18 protein-coding genes are annotated in these 21,244 nt (G+C 67.9%); 9 read left to right on the top strand and 9 right to left on the bottom strand.

Annotation, left to right across the window (positions count from 1 at the left end; genetic code table 11):
* Window positions 1-136 precede the first annotated feature (136 nt).
* Window positions 137-1,612: a CCA tRNA nucleotidyltransferase gene (locus GR130_RS39500; protein WP_159509530.1), complete on the top strand. Its 1,476-nt coding sequence runs from the start codon at window positions 137-139 to the stop codon at window positions 1,610-1,612.
* Window positions 1,613-1,749: 137 nt separating this feature from the next.
* On the opposite strand, the gene GR130_RS39495 is transcribed toward GR130_RS39500, so the two are convergent.
* The 4 genes from GR130_RS39495 to GR130_RS39480 form a co-directional block, all read right to left on the bottom strand.
* A complete protein-coding gene (locus GR130_RS39495) occupies window positions 1,750-2,340 on the bottom strand; it encodes an LppU/SCO3897 family protein (protein ID WP_159509528.1) in 591 nt (196 codons plus the stop codon).
* Between the two features lie 159 nt (window positions 2,341-2,499).
* A complete protein-coding gene (locus GR130_RS39490; protein WP_159509526.1) occupies window positions 2,500-3,762 on the bottom strand; it encodes an MFS transporter in 1,263 nt (420 codons plus the stop codon).
* Between the two features lie 79 nt (window positions 3,763-3,841).
* Entirely contained in the window at window positions 3,842-4,924 is a 1,083-nt protein-coding gene (locus GR130_RS39485; RefSeq protein WP_159509524.1) for an inositol-3-phosphate synthase, read from the bottom strand.
* A gap of 59 nt (window positions 4,925-4,983) precedes the next feature.
* Window positions 4,984-5,652, bottom strand: a complete 669-nt coding sequence (locus tag GR130_RS39480; RefSeq protein WP_159509522.1) for a PadR family transcriptional regulator — start codon at window positions 5,650-5,652, stop codon at window positions 4,984-4,986.
* Between the two features lie 361 nt (window positions 5,653-6,013).
* Between GR130_RS39480 and GR130_RS39475 the strand changes: the two genes are divergently transcribed.
* Both GR130_RS39475 and GR130_RS39470 read left to right on the top strand, forming a co-directional pair.
* On the top strand, window positions 6,014-8,677 hold the full coding sequence (locus GR130_RS39475; RefSeq protein ID WP_443043746.1) for a transglycosylase domain-containing protein: 2,664 nt from the start codon (window positions 6,014-6,016) through the stop codon (window positions 8,675-8,677).
* A gap of 130 nt (window positions 8,678-8,807) precedes the next feature.
* Window positions 8,808-10,289: a glycosyltransferase family 87 protein gene (locus tag GR130_RS39470; RefSeq protein WP_159509518.1), complete on the top strand. Its 1,482-nt coding sequence runs from the start codon at window positions 8,808-8,810 to the stop codon at window positions 10,287-10,289.
* 91 nt (window positions 10,290-10,380) lie between these two features.
* Here the strand turns inward: GR130_RS39470 and GR130_RS39465 are convergent, their stop codons facing one another.
* From GR130_RS39465 to GR130_RS39455, 3 genes are all read right to left on the bottom strand, one after another.
* Window positions 10,381-11,412: an alanine racemase gene (locus GR130_RS39465; RefSeq protein ID WP_159509516.1), complete on the bottom strand. Its 1,032-nt coding sequence runs from the start codon at window positions 11,410-11,412 to the stop codon at window positions 10,381-10,383.
* Window positions 11,413-11,476: 64 nt separating this feature from the next.
* Window positions 11,477-12,595: a lipid II:glycine glycyltransferase FemX gene (locus GR130_RS39460; protein ID WP_159509514.1), complete on the bottom strand. Its 1,119-nt coding sequence runs from the start codon at window positions 12,593-12,595 to the stop codon at window positions 11,477-11,479.
* Window positions 12,596-12,727: 132 nt separating this feature from the next.
* The gene (locus GR130_RS39455; protein WP_159509513.1) at window positions 12,728-13,045 is read right to left on the bottom strand and encodes a hypothetical protein; all 318 of its coding nucleotides are present in this window, start codon (window positions 13,043-13,045) and stop codon (window positions 12,728-12,730) included.
* Window positions 13,046-13,275: 230 nt separating this feature from the next.
* Between GR130_RS39455 and rpsF the strand changes: the two genes are divergently transcribed.
* The 4 genes from rpsF (at window position 13,276) to rplI (ending at window position 15,063) form a co-directional block, all read left to right on the top strand.
* Window positions 13,276-13,566: a 30S ribosomal protein S6 gene (rpsF, locus tag GR130_RS39450; RefSeq protein ID WP_003978891.1), complete on the top strand. Its 291-nt coding sequence runs from the start codon at window positions 13,276-13,278 to the stop codon at window positions 13,564-13,566.
* A gap of 82 nt (window positions 13,567-13,648) precedes the next feature.
* Complete coding sequence (locus tag GR130_RS39445; RefSeq protein WP_159509511.1) at window positions 13,649-14,233, top strand: single-stranded DNA-binding protein; 585 nt, start codon at window positions 13,649-13,651, stop codon at window positions 14,231-14,233.
* 128 nt (window positions 14,234-14,361) lie between these two features.
* Complete coding sequence (gene rpsR, locus GR130_RS39440; RefSeq protein ID WP_003978893.1) at window positions 14,362-14,598, top strand: 30S ribosomal protein S18; 237 nt, start codon at window positions 14,362-14,364, stop codon at window positions 14,596-14,598.
* 18 nt (window positions 14,599-14,616) lie between these two features.
* A complete protein-coding gene (gene rplI / locus GR130_RS39435; RefSeq protein ID WP_159509509.1) occupies window positions 14,617-15,063 on the top strand; it encodes a 50S ribosomal protein L9 in 447 nt (148 codons plus the stop codon).
* A gap of 80 nt (window positions 15,064-15,143) precedes the next feature.
* Here the strand turns inward: rplI and GR130_RS39430 are convergent, their stop codons facing one another.
* Both GR130_RS39430 and GR130_RS39425 read right to left on the bottom strand, forming a co-directional pair.
* Entirely contained in the window at window positions 15,144-16,013 is an 870-nt protein-coding gene (locus GR130_RS39430; protein ID WP_159509507.1) for a trypsin-like serine peptidase, read from the bottom strand.
* A 40-nt stretch (window positions 16,014-16,053) separates the two neighbouring features.
* On the bottom strand, window positions 16,054-17,391 hold the full coding sequence (locus tag GR130_RS39425; RefSeq protein WP_159509505.1) for an MATE family efflux transporter: 1,338 nt from the start codon (window positions 17,389-17,391) through the stop codon (window positions 16,054-16,056).
* A gap of 477 nt (window positions 17,392-17,868) precedes the next feature.
* On the opposite strand from GR130_RS39425, the gene dnaB reads away from it, so the two are divergent.
* Together dnaB and GR130_RS39415 are read left to right on the top strand one after the other, a co-directional pair.
* Entirely contained in the window at window positions 17,869-20,319 is a 2,451-nt protein-coding gene (dnaB, locus tag GR130_RS39420; protein ID WP_159510533.1) for a replicative DNA helicase, read from the top strand.
* Between the two features lie 384 nt (window positions 20,320-20,703).
* Entirely contained in the window at window positions 20,704-21,240 is a 537-nt protein-coding gene (locus GR130_RS39415; protein ID WP_236573882.1) for a TnsA-like heteromeric transposase endonuclease subunit, read from the top strand.
* Window positions 21,241-21,244 lie beyond the last annotated feature (4 nt).

Here is a 21,244-nt window from a genome sequence, read left to right as displayed (position 1 = left end):
CACGAATGGTAACGAGGCCCGGCACGCCGTAGTGCCGGGGACTGCTCCACATGATCGCCAAGGCGGGGCCGCTCATGCCTGTCCCCTTTTATTGACGTGACGCCGGCCGCTGCGCGGCCACGTACCCTTTTCTGTTGTGCCGAACGCCAACAATGACTTCCCCACCCCGCGGTCCGAGCGGGCTCCGCAGTCGACGAACGCGCTCAACCACGTGCAGCGCCGTGCCGTGAGCGAGCTGCTGCGGGTGTCCCCCGTCGCGGACGACCTGGCCCGTCGCTTCCAGGAGGCCGGGTTCACGCTTGCCCTGGTCGGCGGATCGGTCCGGGACGCGCTGCTCGGCCGGCTCGGCAACGACCTCGACTTCACCACGGATGCCCGGCCTGAGGACGTACTGAAGATCGTCCGGCCGTGGGCGGACGCGGTCTGGGAGGTCGGCATCGCCTTCGGCACGGTCGGCTGCAAGAAGGAATCGTTCGACATCGAGGTCACGACGTACCGCTCCGAGGCGTACGACCGCACCTCACGCAAGCCCGAGGTCTCCTACGGTGACTCCATCGAGGACGATCTGGTCCGCCGGGACTTCACGGTGAACGCCATGGCGGTACTGCTGCCGCAGAAGGAGTTCGTCGATCCGCACGACGGCCTGGAGGACCTGGCGGCCCGTGTGCTGCGAACCCCGGGGACGCCGCAGGAGTCGTTCTCCGACGACCCGCTGCGGATGATGCGCGCGGCGCGCTTCGCCGCCCAGCTGGACTTCGAGGTCGCCCCGGACGTCATCGCCGCGATGAAGGCGATGTCGGACCGTATCGAGATTGTGTCCGCGGAGCGGGTGCGCGACGAGCTGAACAAGCTGATCGTGGCGGCGAACCCGCGCAAGGGGCTGCGGCTGCTGGTGGAGTCCGGGCTGGCGGACCGGGTACTGCCCGAGCTGCCGGCGCTGCGCCTGGAAAGTGACGAGCATCACCGCCACAAGGATGTCTACGAGCACACGCTGACGGTCCTGGAGCAGGCCATCGACCTGGAGGAGAACGGGCCTGATCTGGTGCTGCGGCTGGCGGCGCTGCTGCACGACATCGGCAAGCCCAGGACGCGGCGCTTCGAGAGCGACGGCCGGGTCTCGTTCCACCACCACGAGGTGGTGGGGGCGAAGATGACCAAGAAGCGTATGTCCGCCCTGAAGTACTCGAACGACATGATCAAGGACGTTTCGCTTCTGGTGGAGCTGCATCTGCGCTTCCACGGATACGGAACAGGTGAGTGGACGGACTCCGCGGTCCGCCGCTACGTGCGCGACGCCGGCCCGCAGCTGGAGCGCCTGCACAAGCTGACACGCTCGGACTGCACCACACGCAACAAGCGCAAGGCCGCGGCCCTGTCACGTGCGTATGACGGGCTGGAGGAACGCATCGCGCGACTCCAGGAGCAGGAAGAGCTGGACGCGATCCGCCCGGACCTGGACGGCAACGAGATCATGCAGATCCTGGGCATCGGCCCGGGGCCTGAGGTCGGCAAGGCGTACAAGCAGATGCTGGAACTGCGGCTGGAGCACGGCCCCATGGAGCGGGAGGCCGCGGTGGCCGCGCTCAAGGAGTGGTGGGCCGCCCAGGGCTGAGACCGCTCAGGCCGCGCGCGTGAAACCGTCGATGTTTCACGTGAAACGGGGCGATGTTTCACGTGAAACGGCCGGTCGTGAACCGCCGTGTTTCACGTGAAACATCGCCCCGCGGTGTCCCGGGAGCGGACTCGTCGCTACTTGATGTCCTGAAGGCAGAGCACAAAGCGGGTGGTGCCGCCGTGGCGGCGGTGCTGGGTCTCCGCATAGGTTGTGTCGGTCTTGGGGCAGAGAGACCTGTCCGTGGTGTTGGAGTGGACTGCCGTCACCTTGAACTTGGCTTCTGCGGTGCCGCAGTCGACGACCTTGAGATCGGGATTGATCTCGTTGCCGTTGTTCTTCATGCAATCACCGACCTTGGCGGTGTCGGCGTCGTTCCACGAGCTCACCCAGGCCACGCCGATACCGATCAGGGCGACAGCGACGAAGATGCCCTTCACGATCGCCTTGGGCGAGCGCTGCGGCCGGGACGGCTGCGGCGGTATGGGCGCTCCGCCCTGCATGTAGGGCTGCTGCGACGCCTGCGGATACCCCTGCTGCGGCTGACCGTACGGGGTCTGCGGCTGCTGGGGATAGGCGTATCCGCCCTGCGGCTGGCCGTAAGGAGCCTGCGGTGCCTGGGGAGTCTGCGGGTAGGGGGCCTGGCCGTACGGTTGCTGACCGTATGGCTGCTGGCCGTACGACGGACTCTGGCCGTAAGGATTCGGGCCCTGAGGCGGCGTGGTCATGGGAGTTCCCCCGATAAGGAAGTGTCCGGAAGTGACGTGTCCGGACGCGTGAATGACGCCCGTACGGTATCTGCTCCGGCGCCGCCGCACAGGCGAGGGGCGCCAACTGGCAAGGGAGGGACGGCCAGGGCCCCTCTGACCCCGACCCACCGGACAGCCCTAGGGTCGTCCGAATCCCCTGCGGGCCAGCGTCGCGGCGACCGCGGCGTAGAGAACGGCCACCATGGCGATGAGTGCGGCTGACTTCCCGCCGGGCGGCAGCATCAGCGCGGCGACCGCGGCGGCGCCGACGAAGGCGATGTTGAACAGCACGTCGTAGATGGAGAAGACCCGGCCGCGGAAGGCATCGTCGACCGACGACTGGACCACCGTGTCTGTGGTGATCTTGGTCCCCTGTGTGCCCAGGCCGAGGACGAACGCGGCGACCAGCATGGGTGCCGGGTGGAAGAAGAGGCCGAGTGCGGGCACCAGGATCGCGCCCATCGCGGCGCAGAAGGCGATCCAGCCGAATGGCGAGAGGCGCCCGACCGCCCACGGGGTGATCACGGCAGCCGCGAAGAAGCCGGCTCCTGACACGGCGACGGTTATCCCGAGCAGCGCCAGACCCTGGGATTCGGTACGGGCCCAGGCGTACCGGCACAGCATCAGCACCATGACCGTCAGCGCGCCGTAGCAGAAGCGGATCACCGTCATCGCGGCCAGCGCGCGGGTCGGGGTGGGCCGCTCGGCGAGGTGGCGCAGACCGTCCACCAACCCCTTGACGGTGCTCAACAGGGCCTCGCCGAGGTGGGGTTGGAGCACCGAGGGGTCGGGGCCGAGGAGCTGCGGGGGCATCCGCAGGGCGGTGAGGGCGGAACAGAAGTAGAGGAACGCGGCGAGCAGCACGACGAACGTATCCACGTCCGAGCCGGCCAGTCGGACGGCGAGGGCGAGCGCACCGCCGACCGTCATGGCGAGCGTTCCTGCCGTCGGGGCAAGGGAGTTGGCCATCACCAGCTGTTCACCGCCGACGACGCGGGGAAGCGACGCGGAAAGCCCCGCCAGGACAAAGCGGTTCACGCCCGTGACGGAGAGGGCCGAGGCGTAGAAGAGCCAGTCCGGGACCTTCACCGCGATCAGCACGGCGGTCGCCATCGCGAGCAGGGCCCGCAGCAGATTGCCGTACAGCAGGACCTGACGCCGGCGCCAGCGGTCCAGCAGCACTCCGGCGAACGGCCCGAGAAGGGAGTACGGCAGCAGCAGAATCGCCATGGCGGAGGCGATCGCCTCGGGCGACGCCTGCTTTTCGGGCGAGAAGACGACGAACGCGGCGAGCGCGACCTGGAACACCCCGTCGGCGGCCTGGGACAGGAGCCGTGCGGCCAGGAGCGTCCGGAAGTCGCGCAGCCGCAGTAATACGCGGAGATCGCGCACAGCATGCATGAGGCACAGCCTCACACAGCACGCCGGCCTCCGGGCGGAATACCCGGAGGCCGGCGAAGCAGGGAGAGCGGCGAGTGCCTCAGCGCTCGACGTCGCCCCTGATGAACTTCTCGACGTTCTCCCGTGCCACGTCGTCGAAGTACTGCACCGGCGGCGACTTCATGAAGTACGAGGAAGCGGAGAGGATCGGGCCACCGATCCCCCGGTCCTTGGCGATCTTCGCGGCGCGCAGCGCGTCGATGATGACGCCCGCGGAGTTCGGGGAGTCCCAGACCTCAAGCTTGTACTCAAGGTTCAGCGGGACATCGCCGAAGGCGCGGCCCTCAAGGCGGACGTAGGCCCACTTGCGGTCGTCCAGCCAGGCGACGTAGTCGGACGGGCCGATGTGGACGTTCTTCTCGCCCAGCTCGCGGTCGGGGATCTGCGAGGTGACGGCCTGCGTCTTGGAGATCTTCTTGGACTCCAGGCGGTCGCGCTCCAGCATGTTCTTGAAGTCCATGTTGCCGCCGACGTTCAGCTGCATCGTGCGGTCCAGGATGACGCCCCGGTCCTCGAAGAGCTTGGCCATCACGCGGTGCGTGATCGTGGCGCCGACCTGCGACTTGATGTCGTCACCGACGATCGGCACACCGGCCTCGGTGAACTTGTCCGCCCACTCCTTGGTGCCGGCGATGAAGACCGGGAGGGCGTTGACGAACGCGACCTTGGCGTCGATGGCGCACTGGGCGTAGTACTTCGCCGCGTCCTCGGAGCCGACGGGCAGGTAGCAGACCAGGACGTCGACCTGCTTGTCCTTGAGGACCTGGACGATGTCGACCGGGGCCTCCGCGGACTCCTCGATCGTCATGCGGTAGTACTTGCCCAGGCCGTCGAGCGTGTGGCCGCGCTGGACCTGCACGCCGGTGTTCGGCACGTCGCAGATCTTGACGGTGTTGTTCTCGCTGGCGCCGATGGCGTCCGAGAGGTCGAGGCCGACCTTCTTGGCGTCCACGTCGAAGGCGGCCACGAACTCGACGTCGCGGACGTGGTAGTCGCCGAACTGCACGTGCATGAGGCCGGGCACGCGGCTGTCGGGGTCGGCGTCCTTGTAATACTCGACGCCCTGTACCAGCGAGGCGGCGCAGTTGCCCACGCCGACGATGGCTACGCGAACCGAACCCATTCCGGTTGCTCCCTGTGTTCTCGATGAGGACCTGCACGGCAGGGCCCCATGTGGTGGTGTCATTCGGACGGATCCGGCCGGGAACCACCCCGGTGCCGGGGCAGGCCGTCCGCATCTCCTGACGGGGTGTTCTTGTCCCGCTCCGTGGGACCCGGGGCGCGCTGATCGCGCCCGGCGCGCTCACTCTCGATGAGCTCGTTCAACCAACGGACCTCGCGCTCCACGGATTCCATGCCGTGCCGCTGCAGTTCGAGGGTGTAGTCGTCCAGCCGCTCGCGGGTCCTGGCCAAGGAGGTGCGCATCTTTTCGAGGCGCTCCTCCAGCCGGCTGCGGCGGCCTTCCAGCACGCGCATCCGTACGTCCCGCGATGTCTGGCCGAAGAACGCGAAACGGACGCCGAAGTGCTCGTCCTCCCACGCATCCGGCCCGGAGTGGGTGAGCAGCTCCTCGAAGTGCTCCTTGCCCGCTGCGGTCAATCGGTAGACGATTTTGGCCCGGCGCCCGGTGAGCGCCGCGGCGGGAACGCCCTCCGGGGCGCCGCCTGTTTCCTCGACGAGCCAGCCGTTCGCGACCAGCCCCTTGAGGCAGGGGTAGAGGGTGCCGTAGCTGAACGCACGGAAGACCCCGAGCGAGGTGTTGAGCCGCTTGCGCAACTCGTAACCATGCATCGGGGATTCGCGGAGCAGGCCGAGGACGGCGAATTCGAGGACGCCGGAACGCCTGTTCATCCTCCGCCTCCTTGGCCCTGTGCGGTCTTTATCTCGTGCTGATGTATCGACTCGATACATCCAGACGATAGAACGGCGCCCTGGGCGGAACAAGGGTGGGGACGGTGAACGGCATCACATCACTTATTCGTGCGACGTAACCTGACTGTTTTGGAGTGAATTTCAACACTGGGCAGGTTTTGGCCGTGCGTAGTCTGTGCGGCATGCAGACTGCCGGGAACCGTGGGCCGATACGTGGCGTCCCTGACCTCGGTGTAGTGCGGCCCGCGCGTCAGGAGCGGGTCGTGCATCGGGGGGACCTGAAGACAACTGCCGCCTTCAGGCGACGAGAAAGCGCGCCTGCCCGAGGAGTATTCGTTCCATGAGCGAGCACCGTCGCAAACCGCCACAGCCACAAGGTGGCGGACGTGCCGCGGCCAGACGTGCCGCACAGCAGCCATCAGGGCGGCGTGCGGCCCCTCCGCATGGCGCTGTTACGGGGTCTATGCCCCAGTCCCCCGAGGACCGGCCGCCGGGAGGGCGTGCCGAGGCCCGGCGGGCCGCGCAGCGCGGCGGACGCCGGCGGGCGTCCGACTCCGCGGCGATGGCTTCCGGAGGGTCCGCCGGCGATTACGGCGGCGGTGGCCGCCGTGGTGGCGGTGGCGGTGGCGGCGGTGGCGGCGCTGATGGAGGCCGGGGGCGCGGTCGTGGTGGTGGAAATCCCGCCAAGAAGCGCTTCATTGACTATCCGCGCACCAATCGCACCGGCTGGCGCCGGTTTGTGCCGTCCTGGAAACAGGTGGCCGGCATGTCCGTCGCGGTCATCGGCCTGATCGTCGGCGCGGCCGGTGTCGGCCTCGCGCTGGTGCAGGTGCCGGATGAGAACAAGGCTGCCACGTCGCAGAACAACGTCTACCTCTGGGCCGATGGCAAGGTCATGGCGCGCGATGGTGAGACAAACCGGCAGAACATCAAGATAAGCGAAATTCCGATGTCCATGCAGAACGCAGCGATCTCCGCGGAGAACGCCTCGTTCCGGACGGACTCCGGCGTGGACCCGATGGGCATCCTCCGCGCCCTGGTCAACATGGCCAAGGGGGGTGACACCCAGGGTGGGTCGACCATCACTCAGCAGTACGTGAAGAACGCGATGCTGAGCCAGGAGCAGACCATCACCCGTAAGTTCAAGGAGCTGTTCATCTCCATCAAGGTCGGCTCGTTGATGGACAAGCCCAGTATCTTGCAGGGGTACCTGAACACCAGCTACTTCGGTCGTGGTGCCTACGGCATCCAGGCGGCGGCCCAGGCGTACTACGGGAAGAACGCCTCCCAGCTGAAGCCGGACGAGGGCGCGTTCCTGGCGTCCCTGCTCAAGGGCGCGAACCTCTACGACCCTGCGGGCGGTACCGGACCCGGCGCCACCCCCGAGCAGAACACCCAGCGCGTCAAGGCTCGTTGGTCCTGGATCCTCGACCGTGAGGTGGACAATCACCTCATGCCGAAGGACGAGCGGGCCACCTACACGAAGTTCCCGATGCCCAAGGCGCCGAAGCCGGTGGCCAGCAAGAGTGGCCAGATCGGGTACTTGATCGACGTGGCCAAGAAGTACGTGCTCAAGCAGGGGAACATCAGCGAGGCACTGTTCGACAAGGGCGGCTACACGGTCCAGACGACCTTCGACGAGAAGAAGACCAACGAGCTGGCAGCCGCGGTGCAGAAGGTCGACAAGCACTACATCGACCCGCAGAAGCGGCCGGAGAAGGACAAGTACGTCCAGTTCGGTGGCGCCTCAGTGGTGCCGGGAGACGGCAGGATCGTCGCCCTGTACGGCGGTGACGGCTACGACAAGGGCCACTTCAGCAACAACGCCGACACCTACGGCGTGCCGGTCGGCTCGACCTGGAAGCCGTTCGTGCTCGCCGCGGCGATGAAGTACGGGACGATCGCGCACAGCGGCACGCCGGTCTCGCCGGACAGCAAGTACAACGGCGATGACCATCTCAAGGTGAGGAACCCGGACGGTTCGATTGTGCTGAAGAAGGACAACTCGCCCTTCTACCAGGTCAACGAGAGCAATTACCCCTGGGGCTACATCACCTTGCGGAAGGCGATGGAGCAGTCCGTCAACACCCCGTACGTCCAGCTCGGCATGGATGTCGGCATGGACAAGGTGAAGGAGATGGCGCAGGCCGCGGGGATCGCGCCGGGCAGCTTCGACAAGAACCTCAACCCGTCCTTCGCGTTGGGCACCTCGACGCCGAGCGCGATTCGCATGGCCGATGCCTACGGCACCTTCGCCGCCTCCGGTACGAGCGTGGAGCCGTATTCGGTGACCAAGGTGATGTCCCAGGGCGAGGAGGTGAAGGGCTTCGACAAGCCCAAGCCGCAGACGGCGATGGACGCCAACATCGCCAACAACGTCACCGACGTGCTGAAGAACGTGATCGAGAACGGCACCGCGACGACGGCCAAGAAGCTGGGTATGCCGGCCGCCGGCAAGACCGGTACCACCGACGAGAACAAGTCGGCGTGGTTCGTCGGCTACACCAAGCAGCTCTCGACGGCCATCACCATGTTCCGTGAGGATGCACAGAACCCCCGTCAGCTGTCCATGAACGGCGTAGGCGGCTTCGACTCGATCCACGGTGGCGCGCTGCCGACCGAGGTGTGGACCCAGTACATGCTCCAGGCGATGGAGGGTGTTTCCCCGCAGGACTTCCCGGCCGCCACGCCCATCGGGCAGGTGCAGAACGAGCAGGGGATGCCCTCGCCCACGCCGACCCCGACGCCGAGTGCCGCGCCGACGGTGACTCCGTCCGGTACGCCCAGCCAGTCCGCGTCGCCGTCGAATACTCCGACTGCCACCCCGACCAAGTCGTGCTCCCCGTGGGACTTCCACTGCAAGCACAACGGCGGGAACGGCGGGGCAAACGGCGGCGGGCCGGGCGGCGGTAATGGCGGTAACGGCGGTACGAGTCCGACGCCTGACCCGACGAGCGGCGGGAACAGCGGAGGAGGAATCTTCGGCGGGCCCACCGGCGGCTAGGACCGCTGATCGTTTCACGTGAAACGGCGCTCGTTTCACGTGAAACACGGCTCCACGAAGCCCCCGACCCGGTGCGACCGGGCGGGGGCTTCGTCGTGTTCGTCCCATGCGTGTACGGCAGGATGGGGCCATGACGAGCCTGCGACAGGACGAGCCGGTACGGCCGACGCAACGGGATGAGGTGGCGGCGGCCGGCAGCGAGCTGATCGGAGGGCCGATCGGCCGGCGGGTGCTTCTCGGTGCGAACTGGATGACGCCGGTGCGGGTCATCGTGCTCGTCGCCATCGGTGTGTTCGCGCTCGGCATGGTGCAGAAGCTGCCCTGCTACAACGGCGGATGGTTCTTCGGCGCCACCAGCCAGTACGTCCACGCCTGCTACTCCGACATCCCCCATCTCTACACCGGGCGGGGTTTCGCCGACGGGCTGATCCCGTACTTCGACCGGCTGCCGGGCGATATGCAGTATCTGGAGTACCCGGTGCTGACCGGCGTCTTCATGGAGGTCGCCTCCTGGATGACGCCGCACAGCGGGGCGATCCAGGACCGCGAGCAGATCTACTGGCTGGTCAACGCCGGGATGCTGATGGTCTGCGCCGCCGTCATCGCGGTGTGTGTGGCGCGTACTCACCGGCGGCGTCCTTGGGACGGTCTGCTGGTGGCCCTGGCTCCCGCCTTCGCCCTCACCGCCACCATCAACTGGGACCTGCTGGCGGTCGCCCTGACCGCCGCCGGGATGCTGTTGTGGTCACGCAGCCGCCCGCTGGCGTCCGGAGTCCTGATCGGGCTGGCGACGGCGGCGAAGCTCTACCCCGTCCTGCTGCTGGGTCCGCTGCTGCTGCTGTGCTGGCGCGCGGGGGCCTGGCGCGCGTACGGGAGGGTCGTCACCGGTGCGGTGGCGTCCTGGCTGGTGGTGAACCTGCCGGTGATGATCACGCACGACGCGTCCGGATTCCATATCCGGGAGGGCTGGGCGAAGTTCTACACCTTCAGCCAGGAGCGGCCCATCGACTTCGGTTCCGTGTGGCTGCTGATCTCGCAGCGCACCGGGGACCCACTGGAGAACGCCAACCTCTACGCGACGGTGCTGATGATCCTCGGCTGCGGCGGCATCGCGCTGCTGACGTTCTACGCGCCGCGCCGGCCGCGCTTCGCCCAACTCGCGTTCCTCGTCGTCGCGCTGTTCATCCTCACCAACAAGGTCTACTCGCCCCAGTACGTGCTGTGGCTGGTCCCGCTCGCCGCGCTGGCCCGGCCGCGCTGGCGGGACTTCCTGATCTGGCAGGCGGGCGAGGTCATGTACTTCCTCGGGATCTGGATGTACCTCGCCTACACCGGCAGCGGCGACAAGCACCAGGGGCTGCCGCCGGAGGGCTACCAACTCGCCATCGCACTACACCTGTTGGCCACCCTCTACCTCTGCGCGGTGGTCGTCCGCGACATCCTGATGCCGGAGCGGGACGTGGTCCGCAGGGACGGTGACGACGACCCGTCGGGGGGCGTCCTGGACCGCAGTCCGGATGTGGTCGTGCTCGGGCGGGCGTATCACGAGCCGCGCCACGCGGTGCACTTCGCGGGGACGCCGCGGGTGCGCTGGGGCGTCGTACGGGACTGATCCGCCGGCGGACACACAACCAGGGCCCGGTGCCGCGGAGATGACCGGCGGCACCGGGCCCTGGTGCGGGGGTGTGGGGGATCCGGCCGGATCAGCGGTCCACCATGCGGTCGTACTGCGTGGTGGTGTGCCGCAGATGGGCCACCAGCTCCTCGCCGACCTTCGGCTCGGGGGCGTCCCCTGGGACGAACAGGATCGACACCTGCATGTGCGGGGGCTCCGCGAACCAGCGCTGCTTCCCGGCCCATACGTACGGCGCGAGGTTGCGGTTGACGGTCGCCAGACCGGCCCGGGCCACGCCCTTGGCGCGCGGCATCACGCCGTGCAGTGCCTTGGGCGACTCGAGGCCGACGCCGTGCGAGGTGCCCCCCGCCACGACGACCAAGTAGCCGTCCGAAGCCGCCCGTTGCTGGCGGTAGCCGAACCGGTCGCCCTTCTTGACGGGCGTGACGTCGAGGACAGAGCCGCGGTACTCGGTGGCTTCGTGGTCGCCCAGCCACAGCCGCGTGCCGATCCGCGCGCGGAAGCGGGTCTGCGGGAACTGCTGCTGGAGACGGGCGAGTTCGTCGGCCTTGAGGTGGCTGACGAACATGGTGTGCAGCGGGAGGCGGGCGGCCCGCAGCCGGTCCATCCAGCCGATGACCTCTTCCACCGAGTCGGATCCGTCGGTGCGGTCCAGCGGGAGATGGATCGCGAAGCCCTCCAGCCGGACGTCCTCGATGGCCGCGGCCAGCTTCGGCAGGTCCTCCGGCAGGACGCCGTGCCGCTTCATGCTGCTCATGACCTCGATGACGACCCGGGCGCCGACCAGCCCGCCGACGCCCTCGACCGAGGAGACCGAGCGGATCGCCCGGTCGGGCAGCGGCACCGGCTCCTCGCCGTGCCGGAACGGGGTCAGAACGAGCAGGTCGCCGCTGAAGAAGTCCTTGATACGGGCCGCTTCGTAGGTCGTGCCGACCGCGAGGATGTCGGATCCGAGCCGGGTGGCCTCATCGGCGAGCCGCTCGTGGCCGAAGCCGTAGCCGTTGCCTTTGCAGACCGGGACCAGCCCGGGGAACTGCTGGAGAACGCTCTGCTGATGCGCCCGCCAGCGCGCGGTGTCGACGTAGAGGGTGAGCGCCATGGCCGGCCCGGAACCTTTCTCGTGGCTGGGGTGTGTCGGGGGTACGAACGGTGCGGTGGAGCGGTCAGCGCCGCGACATGTAGATGTCGAGTGCCTTGTGCAGCAGCTTGTTGAGCGGGAAGTCCCATTCGCCGAGGTACTCCGCCGCCTGCCCACCCGTGCCGACCTTGAACTGGATCAGGCCGAAGAGGTGGTCGTTCTCGTCCAGCGAGTCGCTGATGCCGCGGAGGTCGTAGACGGTGGCGCCGAGCGCATAGGCGTCCTGCAGCATCCGCCACTGCATGGCGTTGGAGGGGCGGACCTCACGGCCGATGTTGTCCGAGGCGCCGTAGGAGTACCAGACGTGCCCGCCGACGACGAGCATCGTCGCGGCGGACAGGTTGACGCCGTCATGACGGGCGAAGTAGAGCCGCATGCGGTTGGGGTCCTCGGAGTTGAGGGCCGTCCACATCCGCTGGAAGTAGCCGAGCGGGCGGGGCCGGAAGCGGTCGCGCTCCGCGGTGATCTCGTACAGCCGCTGCCATTCGGCGAGGTCGTCGTAGCCGCCCGGGACGACCTCGACGCCGGCCTTCTCGGCCTTCTTGATGTTGCGGCGCCACAGCTGGTTGAAGCCCTTGTGGACGTCCTCCAGCGAGCGGTCGGCGAGCGGTACCTGGAAGACGTAGCGGGGCTGCACATCTCCGAAGCCGGCGCCGCCGTCCTCGCCCTGCTGCCAGCCCATGCGGCGCAGCCGGTCGGCGACCTCGAAGGCGCGCGGCTCGATGTGGGTGGCCTCGATGTCCCGCAGGCGCTTGACGTCCGGGCTCTGGATGCCGGACTTGATCGCGGCGGAGTCCCAGCGGCGGATGATGACCGGCGGGCCCATCTTCACGGAGAAGGCGCCCTGCTGCTTGAGGTGGCTGAGCATCGGCTGCAGCCAGTCCTCCAGATTCGGCGCGAACCAGTTGATGACCGGGCCCTCGGGGAGGTACGCCAGGTAGCGCTTGATCTTGGGCAGCTGACGGTAGAGGACCAGGCCGGCGCCGACCAGCTCGCCGGTGGCGTCGAACCAGCCCAGGCTCTCCGACCGCCACTCGGCCTTCACGTCCGCCCAGGCCGGGACCTGCATGTGGCTCGCCGCGGGCAGGCTCTGGATATATGCCAGGTGCTGCTCTCGGCTGATGGTCCTCAGGGTCAGGCTCATGCGGGGTGCTCCTCGGCTGGTGTGTCCCCCTTGGTCGGGGCTCCGGCTCTCGCGCCGAAGCCTACTGTGACCGGGGAGCACCCCGTCTGGGCCGTACGGGGCAGGGCTCCGTATGCCGCAGTGCGGCGGCGCCTAACCGATGACGCCGCCGAAGAGGCCGCCGTGTGCCAGGCCGATGTAGAAGCCCAGGGCGGCTCCCCCGAGCCCGATGATCAACAGGAAGCGTTCACCCGTCGTCGACGAGATGAACTGGCCCCAGAGGCCCGTTCCGATTCCGATCAGGCCCACCCAGGAGCTGACCAGGTGCAGGCTGGGAGAGAGAGCCGTGAGAACGGCGATCACACCCAGGACGAGGGTGGTGACCGCGAGGGTGTTCTCGACGGGATGGGATTGGCCGTCGCTGTTGAGAAGCGCGAGCAGGTTCCGCTGGGTCCGTGCTGCCTGTGCCATACGGCACCTCCGACTGGACAGGGCGGCGCACTGTAACGCCGCTCACACCCGTTGTGTTCCAGATTGCGGGGTGCGGCGGCCGGATTTCAACCGGAAGCTCGGATGCAGGTACTCTGTACGGTCTGCGCCCATGTCTGCCCGGAGACTCCGGCAGGCCGGTGCGGAACGCATTACGACCCTCCTGCCACGGAACGACCGTGGCCGCTGAGTCCAAAGGAGGTGGGTTCACCATGCGTCACTACGAGGTGATGGTCATCCTCGACCCCGATCTGGAGGAGCGCGCTGTCTCCCCGCTGATCGAGAACTTCCTCTCCGTCGTCCGTGAGGGCAACGGAAAGGTCGAAAAGGTCGACACCTGGGGCCGTCGTCGTCTCTCGTACGAGATCAACAAGAAGCCCGAGGGCATCTACTCGGTCATCGACCTGCAGGCCGAGCCTGCGGTCGTCAAGGAGCTCGACCGTCAGATGAACCTGAACGAGTCGGTCCTCCGGACCAAGGTCCTCCGTCCCGAGACCCACTGAGCGCGTCAGCGCCCAGCGGTAACCGGGTTCGAGTAGCAGCAACACCAGCAGCCAGCAGCACACCCGCCGAGAGGTTCCCCTAATGGCAGGCGAGACCGTCATCACGGTCGTCGGCAATCTTGTCGACGACCCCGAGCTGCGCTTCACCCCGTCCGGTGCGGCGGTCGCGAAGTTCCGCGTCGCGTCCACTCCCCGCACCTTCGACCGCCAGACCAACGAGTGGAAGGACGGCGAGAGCCTGTTCCTGACCTGCTCGGTGTGGCGTCAGGCGGCGGAGAACGTCGCCGAATCCCTGACGCGGGGTACCCGCGTGGTCGTCCAGGGCCGCCTCAAGCAGCGGTCGTACGAGGACCGCGAGGGCGTGAAGCGCACGGTCTACGAGCTCGACGTCGAGGAAGTGGGCGCGAGCCTGAAGAACGCCACGGCCAAGATCACCAAGACCGGCGGTCGCGGTGGTCAGGGCGGCGGCTTCGGCGGTGGTCAGCAGGGCGGTGGCCAGGGTGGCGGCGGCTGGGGCGGCGGCCCCGGTGGCGGTCAGCAGGGCGGCGGCGGTGCGCCCGCCGACGACCCGTGGGCGACCAGTGGTCCTGCCGGCGGTGGCCAGCAGGGTGGCGGTAGCTGGGGCGGTAGCTCCGGCGGTGGCTACTCGGACGAGCCGCCCTTCTAGGTCCGTACAGCCGATCCGGTTCTGCGGTGTTTCACGTGAAACCGCGTGTTTCACGTGAAACGGCGACCGGAGCGGCCGGGGCCTTGAGGGCGTCAGCACACACTTCTTGAACTCACTGGAGAGAGACAATGGCGAAGCCGCCTGCTCGCAAGCCTAAGAAGAAGGTTTGCGTGTTCTGCAAGGAGAAGATCTCCTACGTCGACTACAAGGACACGAACCTGCTGCGGAAGTTCATCTCCGACCGCGGCAAGATCCGTGCCCGCCGGGTCACCGGTAACTGCACTCAGCACCAGCGTGACGTCGCCACGGCCGTGAAGAACAGCCGTGAGATGGCGCTGCTGCCCTACACGTCCACCGCGCGATAAGGGAAGGGTGACCGACCAATGAAGATCATCCTCACCCACGAGGTCTCCGGCCTCGGCACCGCCGGTGACGTCGTGGACGTCAAGGACGGGTACGCCCGTAACTACCTGGTTCCGCGTGGTTTCGCGATCCGCTGGACCAAGGGTGGCGAGAAGGACGTCGAGCAGATCCGCCGCGGTCGCAAGATCCGCGAGATCGCCACGATCGAGCAGGCCAACGAGATCAAGGGCCAGCTTGAGGGCGTCAACGTGAAGCTGGCCGTTCGTGCCGGCGACGCGGGCCGCCTGTTCGGCTCCGTCACCCCGGCTGACGTCGCCTCGGCGATCAAGGCTGCCGGTGGTCCGGACGTCGACAAGCGCCGTGTTGAGCTCGGTTCGCCGATCAAGACCCTGGGCGCGCACCAGGTCTCCGTGCGTCTGCACGCCGAGGTCGTCGCGAAGCTCGGCGTCGAGGTCGTCGCCGCGTAATCGCAGCACAATGCCGAAGGGCCGTACCCCGTCGCGGGGTACGGCCCTTCGGCATGCGCGAGGGGCGCGGGAGGCCGGGGTCAGTCTCCGTCCTCGTTCTGGGCGCGCTGGTAGAGCTTGGCGATGTCGTCGTCGAAGTACGCGGCGTAGGAGACGTCGTCCTCGTCGCCGCCGCCTTCATGGCCGCCCAGAACGCCGATGACGGTGCCGGTGTGGCTCTTGGGGTCGTAGTCGGCGAGCCAGGGGCTGCCACTCGTGCCGCCCTCGAAGTCGGTGCACTGGATGCGCAGTTGGGTGTCGCTGAATTTCGTGGTGCGGTTCTGGCAGGAGATCGGGGTGTCACGGCTGGTGGGGTAGCCGGTGATCTTGACGTCGTTGTTGAAGCCGCGGTCTATGCCGAGGCTGTTGCCGCCCAGGACGTCCTGGATGTTCTTGCCGTCCTTCGGGTCGACCGTGAGGAAGGCGACGTCGAGGTCCTCGTCCTGTGATTTGGCCCAGCGGTCGTCGACGACGACCTTGCTGACCTTCCACAGGCCTGTGGGTTCGTCGCCGTTGCGGTAGTCGGGGGCGAAGACCAGGTCGTCCACCGGCTTCCCGGCGTCCGCGTCGAAGGCGCAGTGGGCCGCAGTGATCAGCATGTCCCGGCCCGGGCTCTGCACCACGCTCGCGGTGCAGAAGTGGGCGCCGTGGTCGTCCTTCTCGAAGACCGCGCCGATTCGGGCGTTCTCCGCGGTCCTGCGCGGGGTATACGCGGTGCCGTCCTGGGCGGGGGCGGTCGCCGAGGGGTCCTGGTCCGGGGGAGCCTCGCCCGGCTCGCCGGACTTGCCGTAGCTGCTGCGACCGCCGCCTCTGCTCGTATGGGTCTCCTCCGCGGCGTAACCCACCACTGCGGCTGCCCCCACGATGACCAGCGTCAGGGGCAGTACGGACTTTCTGGCAAGCGAGCGCACAAGGTCATTATCGATGCGGGCCGGAAATTCGGGAGCCGATTCAACGGGAGGCTCCCGTCACAATCCACCGTCCGGAGCGGGCGCGCAGCCACAGGGTCAGCATCCGCGCGGTCATCATGAGGGCCATTGCCCACCACAGGGCGACCAGACCGCCGCCCAGGGCCGGTACGGCGAGCGCCGCCGGGGCGAATACGGCGAGTACCACGACCATCGCGCCGGCGAGATACGGGCCGTCCCCGGCGCCCATCAGCACCCCGTCGAGTATGAAGACGACGCCGGCCACCGGCTGGGTGACCGCTACGACCAGAAGCGTGGTGTGCAGCGGGCCCTGGACGGCGGGGTCGGCGGTGAAGAGGGGGATGAACAGCGGGCGGGCGAGGACCACCAGCGCGCCGAGGACGACGCCGGAGGCGATGCCCCACTGGACCATGCGGCGGCAGGCGTCGCGGGCGCCGGCGCGGTCGTCGGCGCCCAGGTACCGTCCGATGATGGCCTGCCCGGCTATGGCGATGGCGTCCAGCGCGAAGGCCAGCAGGGACCAGAGGGTCAGGACGATCTGGTGGGCGGCGACCTCGGCGTCCCCGAGCCGGGCGGCGACCGCGGTGGCGATCATCAGCACCGCGCGCAGCGAGAGCGTACGGACCAGCAGAGGGGCGCCGGCCTGTGCGGAGGCGCGGATACCGGCGGGGTCCGGGCGGAGCGAGGCGCCGTGGCGGCGGGCGCCGCGGATCACGACGGTGAGGTAGAGGAAGGCCATACCGCACTGGGCGATGACGGTGCCCCAGGCGGAGCCGGCGATGCCCAGCCCGGCGCCGTAGACCAGGGCGGCGTTGAGGGCGGCGTTGGCGGAGAATCCGCCGATGGCGACGTAGAGCGGGGTCCTGGTGTCCTGGAGGCCGCGGAGGACGCCGGTGGCGGCCAGGACGACCAGCATCGCGGGTATGCCGAGCGCGCTGATGCGCAGGTAGGTCGCGGCGTACGGGGCGGCGGTCGGCGAGGCGCCGAAGGCTTCGACGAGCCAGGGGGCGGTGGGCAGGACGGCGGCGATGACGGCCGCGCCGAGCAGCAGGGCGAGCCAGATGCCGTCCATGCCCTGGCGTATCGCGGCCGGGAGGTCGCCGGCACCGACCCTGCGGGCGACCGCGGCGGTGGTGGCGTAGGCGAGGAAGACGAAGGCGGAGACGGCGGTTGTCAGGAGGGCGGCGGCGATGCCGAGGCCGGCGAGCTGGCGGGTGCCGAGGTGGCCCACGACGGCGCTGTCGACCATGACGAAGAGCGGTTCCGCGACCAGCGAGCCGAAGGCGGGCAGGGCCAGTGCGAGGATCTCGCGGTCATGGCGGCGATGGGCGCGCCGTGGCGTCGCGGGAGCCTGTGTCATGAGGGGCAATCTAATCTTCCACAGGTAAGAGATGCAACTGGCTAGTGGTCCTTACTTTCCGCTGCGTGGAGGTGCCTTCTGTGTGCCGTTTGCGACGATCATGAACAGGTTGCCGAAGTTTTTCTCCCCCACAGCCTATGGATGAGAAATGTGCAGGTCAGAGGCTCGTTGCTGGCGTGATTGTGTGCTTGTCCACAGAAGTTTCCCCCGTGCCGTGCACAGGATCCGGGGACTTCTCCACAGCTGTAGGGCAGTCATCCACATGGCCTGTGGATAACCAGATTGGCGGACGGTGCGCGCGGGCCTACCGTGGTCCGGCACCCGCCGCCTGTTCCGGCCTGAGACCTCGTCCGAACTCGACGCGCCGTAACCGGAGTCGGGCGTCTCGAATGTCAGAGCTGTGCCGTAAGAAAGAACAGCACAGCAAGGTCCGCGTCGCGGACGGGAGGAGGTGCCGGGGTGAGCATTCCCGAGCCCATGGACGATCCCTGGGCGGACTCCGGTCCCAGTGACCTGCTGCCGGCCGCCCGCTCCCGCCGGGGCGACGGAAAGGGCCGCGGCCGAGGCGAGCGCCAGGACCGTGACGATGACGGAGGCGGCTGGTCCGGCGGCTTCGAGCGCGTCCCCCCGCAGGATCTGGACGCCGAGCAGTCCGTGCTCGGTGGCATGCTGCTCTCCAAGGACGCCATCGCGGATGTCGTCGAGGTCCTGAAGGGCGAGGACTTCTACCGCCCCGCTCATGAACTGGTCTTCCAGGCGATCCTCGACCTGTACGCCAAGGGCGAGCCGGCCGACCCGATCACCATCGCGGCGGAGCTGACCAAGCGCGGCGAGATCGGGCGCGTCGGCGGCGCCTCGTATCTGCACACCCTCGTCCAGTCCGTCCCGACGGCCGCCAACGCCGAGTACTACGCCGAGATCGTCCATGAGCGGGCCGTGCTGCGCCGCCTCGTCGAGGCGGGCACCCGGATCACGCAGATGGGATACGCGGCCGACGGCGATGTCGACGAGATCGTCAACAGCGCCCAGGCGGAGATCTACGCCGTCACCGAGCAGCGGACCAGCGAGGACTACCTCCCGCTCGGCGACATCATGGAGGGCGCGCTCGACGAGATCGAGGCGATCGGCTCCCGTCAGGGCCAGATGACCGGTGTGCCGACGGGCTTCACCGACCTGGACGCGCTGACGAACGGTCTGCATCCGGGCCAGATGATCGTGATCGCGGCTCGTCCGGCGATGGGTAAGGCCCTCGCGCTGGACACGCCGCTGCCCACTCCTGGCGGGTGGACCACCATGGGCGAGGTCCAGCCCGGTGACGATCTGCTCGACGCGACGGGGAAGCCCACGCGTGTGGTGGCCGCCACCGAGGTCATGACGGGGCGCCCCTGCTACGAGATCTCGTTCGACGACGGCACCTCCGTGATCGCCGACGCCGATCACCAGTGGCTCACCCACACCCGCGACTCCCGTGCGGTGGCCGGTGACAGCGGTTCCGGCGACGGGCGGGCCCCCGCCGCGGTCCGGACGACCAAGGAGATCGCTGCGACGCTGCACGACATCGCGGCCGGCCGGCGTCCGCACCACAGCGTGCGGAACGCGGGCGCGCTCGACCTCCCCCACCGTGATCTGCCGGTTCCGCCCTACGTCCTCGGTGCGTGGCTGGGCGCCGGGCAGCACGACGCCTCGGAGTTCGCCCCGGCCGACCCGGAGATCGTGCGGCGCCTGGAGGCCGAGGGCTGCCGGACCCCGGGCGATGACCTGCTTCCGTTGCTGCGCACTCTGGGTCTCCTGGGCAACGGCCATCTCCCTCAGGAGTATCTGCGGGCTTCCGTTGCCCAGCGGAGGGAGCTCCTCGCCGGGCTTCTCGACGCACACGGAACGGTCACCGAGACCGGCTCGGTGCAGTTCACGGCCGCCGGCACGGCGCTGTCCGAAGGATTCCGCGAGCTGGTGGTGAGCCTCGGCCACTGCTGCGCGCTGCGCGCCGAGCAGGTCGCGGAGCGCTCCGGGGAATCCTCCGCCGGCCACCTGATCACCTTCACCACGACCGACGACGTCTTCGGCATCGAGCGGAAGCGGCGCCTGCACGAAGAGCGCCGGCGCCCCGACGGCCCGGAGTCGGCGCAGCGCTTCATCACCGACGTCCGGGAACTGGCGAGCGTCCCGGTCCGCTGTGTCCAGGTGGACAATCCCGAGCACCTGTATCTGGCCACGCGGTCGATGGTCCCCACGCACAACTCGACGCTCGCGCTGGATTTCGCGCGAGCCTGCTCGATCAAGAGCAATCTGCCGAGCGTGATCTTCTCGCTCGAAATGGGGCGCAACGAAATCGCGATGCGTCTGCTGTCCGCCGAGGCCCGGGTGGCGCTGCACCACATGCGGTCCGGCAGCATGACGGACGAGGACTGGACGCGGCTGGCGCGCCGGATGCCGGATGTCTCGGCCGCGCCGCTCTATATCGACGATTCGCCGAACCTCTCGATGATGGAAATCCGCGCCAAATGCCGCCGGTTGAAACAGCGCAACGAGCTGAAGCTGGTCGTCATCGACTATCTGCAGCTGATGCAGTCCGGTGGCTCCAAGCGCGCCGAGAGCCGTCAGCAGGAGGTCTCGGACATGTCCCGAAACCTCAAGCTGCTGGCCAAGGAACTGGAACTCCCGGTTATCGCGCTCTCCCAGCTCAACCGTGGCCCCGAGCAGCGTACGGACAAGAAGCCGATGGTCTCCGACCTGCGAGAGTCCGGCTCGATCGAGCAGGACGCGGACATGGTCATCCTGCTGCACCGCGAGGACGCGTACGAGAAGGAGTCGCCGCGTGCGGGCGAGGCCGACCTGATTGTCGCGAAGCACCGTAATGGTCCTACGGCGACGATTACGGTCGCTTTCCAGGGGCACTATTCGCGGTTTGTGGATATGGCGCAGACGTGAGGTGAGGCTGTAGGGTCTCAGATTTCGTGGCCAAATCTCGCGAGCGATGGCCAAACGATGGCATATCTGACATGAATCTGAGACTGGCAGGCCAAGCCGCTCACTCGTATGGGTGGTTGGGCTCTGATGCTGGTGCCCCTGGTGGAAGCTCGCTGACACTGTGTGCTCACGGGGCATCGCTCGTGGGCTTGGGGGTGTGCGGTGGGGGAGATCGCCGCGACGGTGAGCGTTCGGCGGCAACGCGGCGCTGTTGTCGAAGATCGGGATTGGGGTACGGCACCCGTTGATCTTCTGCGGTCGGCTTGTCCGTGGCGGACGTTCCGTTGGTAAAAGGGCCAGAAGCACTACTCGGGGACCTACTGGTCGGCGACGACGCGCGACCACGTGATCTACGAGTCGCGCCTGGAACTGTCCTGTTTACACTTCGCCGACTTCGATCCGTCCGTACGCGGCATCGTGGCCCAGCCCCTCCTGCTGAAGACGGTGCTGGAGGGGAAGGTACGCCGTCACATCCCGGACTATCTCCTGCTCACCGGGCAGGTTCCGGTGGTTGTCGACGTCAAGCCGTTGCCCCGGTTGTCCAAGCCAGAGGTGGAGTTCACCTTCGACTGGACCCGGCAGACGGTGGAGTCGCGGGGATGGAAGTACGAGGTCTGGAGCGAGCCTCCGGCCGTGGAACTGGAGAACATCCGGTTCCTGGCGGGTTACCGCAGGGACTGGCTGTTCAGCCCTGAAGTCTTGGAGGAGCTCCGGGAGGTGGACCTCGACGGGGTCGTCCTGGGGCAGGTTGCGGGCTGCCTGCCGGGCCGTTCGGAGCCCCAAGTTCGTTCCGCTGTCCATCATTTGCTCTGGACGCAGACTTTCGTCACTGATCTTGACCGACCGCTCGGCCCTTCGCACGTGTTGAGGCGGGCGGCATGAGCAG

The organism is Streptomyces sp. GS7 (assembly GCF_009834125.1).
GTDB lineage: Bacteria > Actinomycetota > Actinomycetes > Streptomycetales > Streptomycetaceae > Streptomyces.
This window is presented reverse-complemented; position numbering and strand designations above follow the sequence as displayed.

Bases quoted from the DNA above. Each gene is read 5' to 3' on its own strand.
- GR130_RS39465 (WP_159509516.1), bottom strand. From the start codon at position 11,412: ATGGCGCTCACCCTCTACGTCGACACCGCGCGCTGGCGGGCGCATCAG.
- rpsR (WP_003978893.1), top strand. From the start codon at position 14,362: ATGGCGAAGCCGCCTGCTCGCAAGCCTAAGAAGAAGGTTTGCGTGTTC.
- GR130_RS39485 (WP_159509524.1), bottom strand. From the start codon at position 4,924: ATGGGTTCGGTTCGCGTAGCCATCGTCGGCGTGGGCAACTGCGCCGCC.
- GR130_RS39470 (WP_159509518.1), top strand. From the start codon at position 8,808: ATGACGAGCCTGCGACAGGACGAGCCGGTACGGCCGACGCAACGGGAT.
- rplI (WP_159509509.1), top strand. From the start codon at position 14,617: ATGAAGATCATCCTCACCCACGAGGTCTCCGGCCTCGGCACCGCCGGT.
- dnaB (WP_159510533.1), top strand. From the start codon at position 17,869: ATGGACGATCCCTGGGCGGACTCCGGTCCCAGTGACCTGCTGCCGGCC.
- rpsF (WP_003978891.1), top strand. From the start codon at position 13,276: ATGCGTCACTACGAGGTGATGGTCATCCTCGACCCCGATCTGGAGGAG.
- GR130_RS39460 (WP_159509514.1), bottom strand. From the start codon at position 12,595: ATGAGCCTGACCCTGAGGACCATCAGCCGAGAGCAGCACCTGGCATAT.
- GR130_RS39495 (WP_159509528.1), bottom strand. From the start codon at position 2,340: ATGACCACGCCGCCTCAGGGCCCGAATCCTTACGGCCAGAGTCCGTCG.
- GR130_RS39455 (WP_159509513.1), bottom strand. From the start codon at position 13,045: ATGGCACAGGCAGCACGGACCCAGCGGAACCTGCTCGCGCTTCTCAAC.
- GR130_RS39490 (WP_159509526.1), bottom strand. From the start codon at position 3,762: ATGCATGCTGTGCGCGATCTCCGCGTATTACTGCGGCTGCGCGACTTC.
- GR130_RS39445 (WP_159509511.1), top strand. From the start codon at position 13,649: ATGGCAGGCGAGACCGTCATCACGGTCGTCGGCAATCTTGTCGACGAC.
- GR130_RS39475 (WP_443043746.1), top strand. From the start codon at position 6,014: ATGAGCGAGCACCGTCGCAAACCGCCACAGCCACAAGGTGGCGGACGT.
- GR130_RS39425 (WP_159509505.1), bottom strand. From the start codon at position 17,391: ATGACACAGGCTCCCGCGACGCCACGGCGCGCCCATCGCCGCCATGAC.
- GR130_RS39480 (WP_159509522.1), bottom strand. From the start codon at position 5,652: ATGAACAGGCGTTCCGGCGTCCTCGAATTCGCCGTCCTCGGCCTGCTC.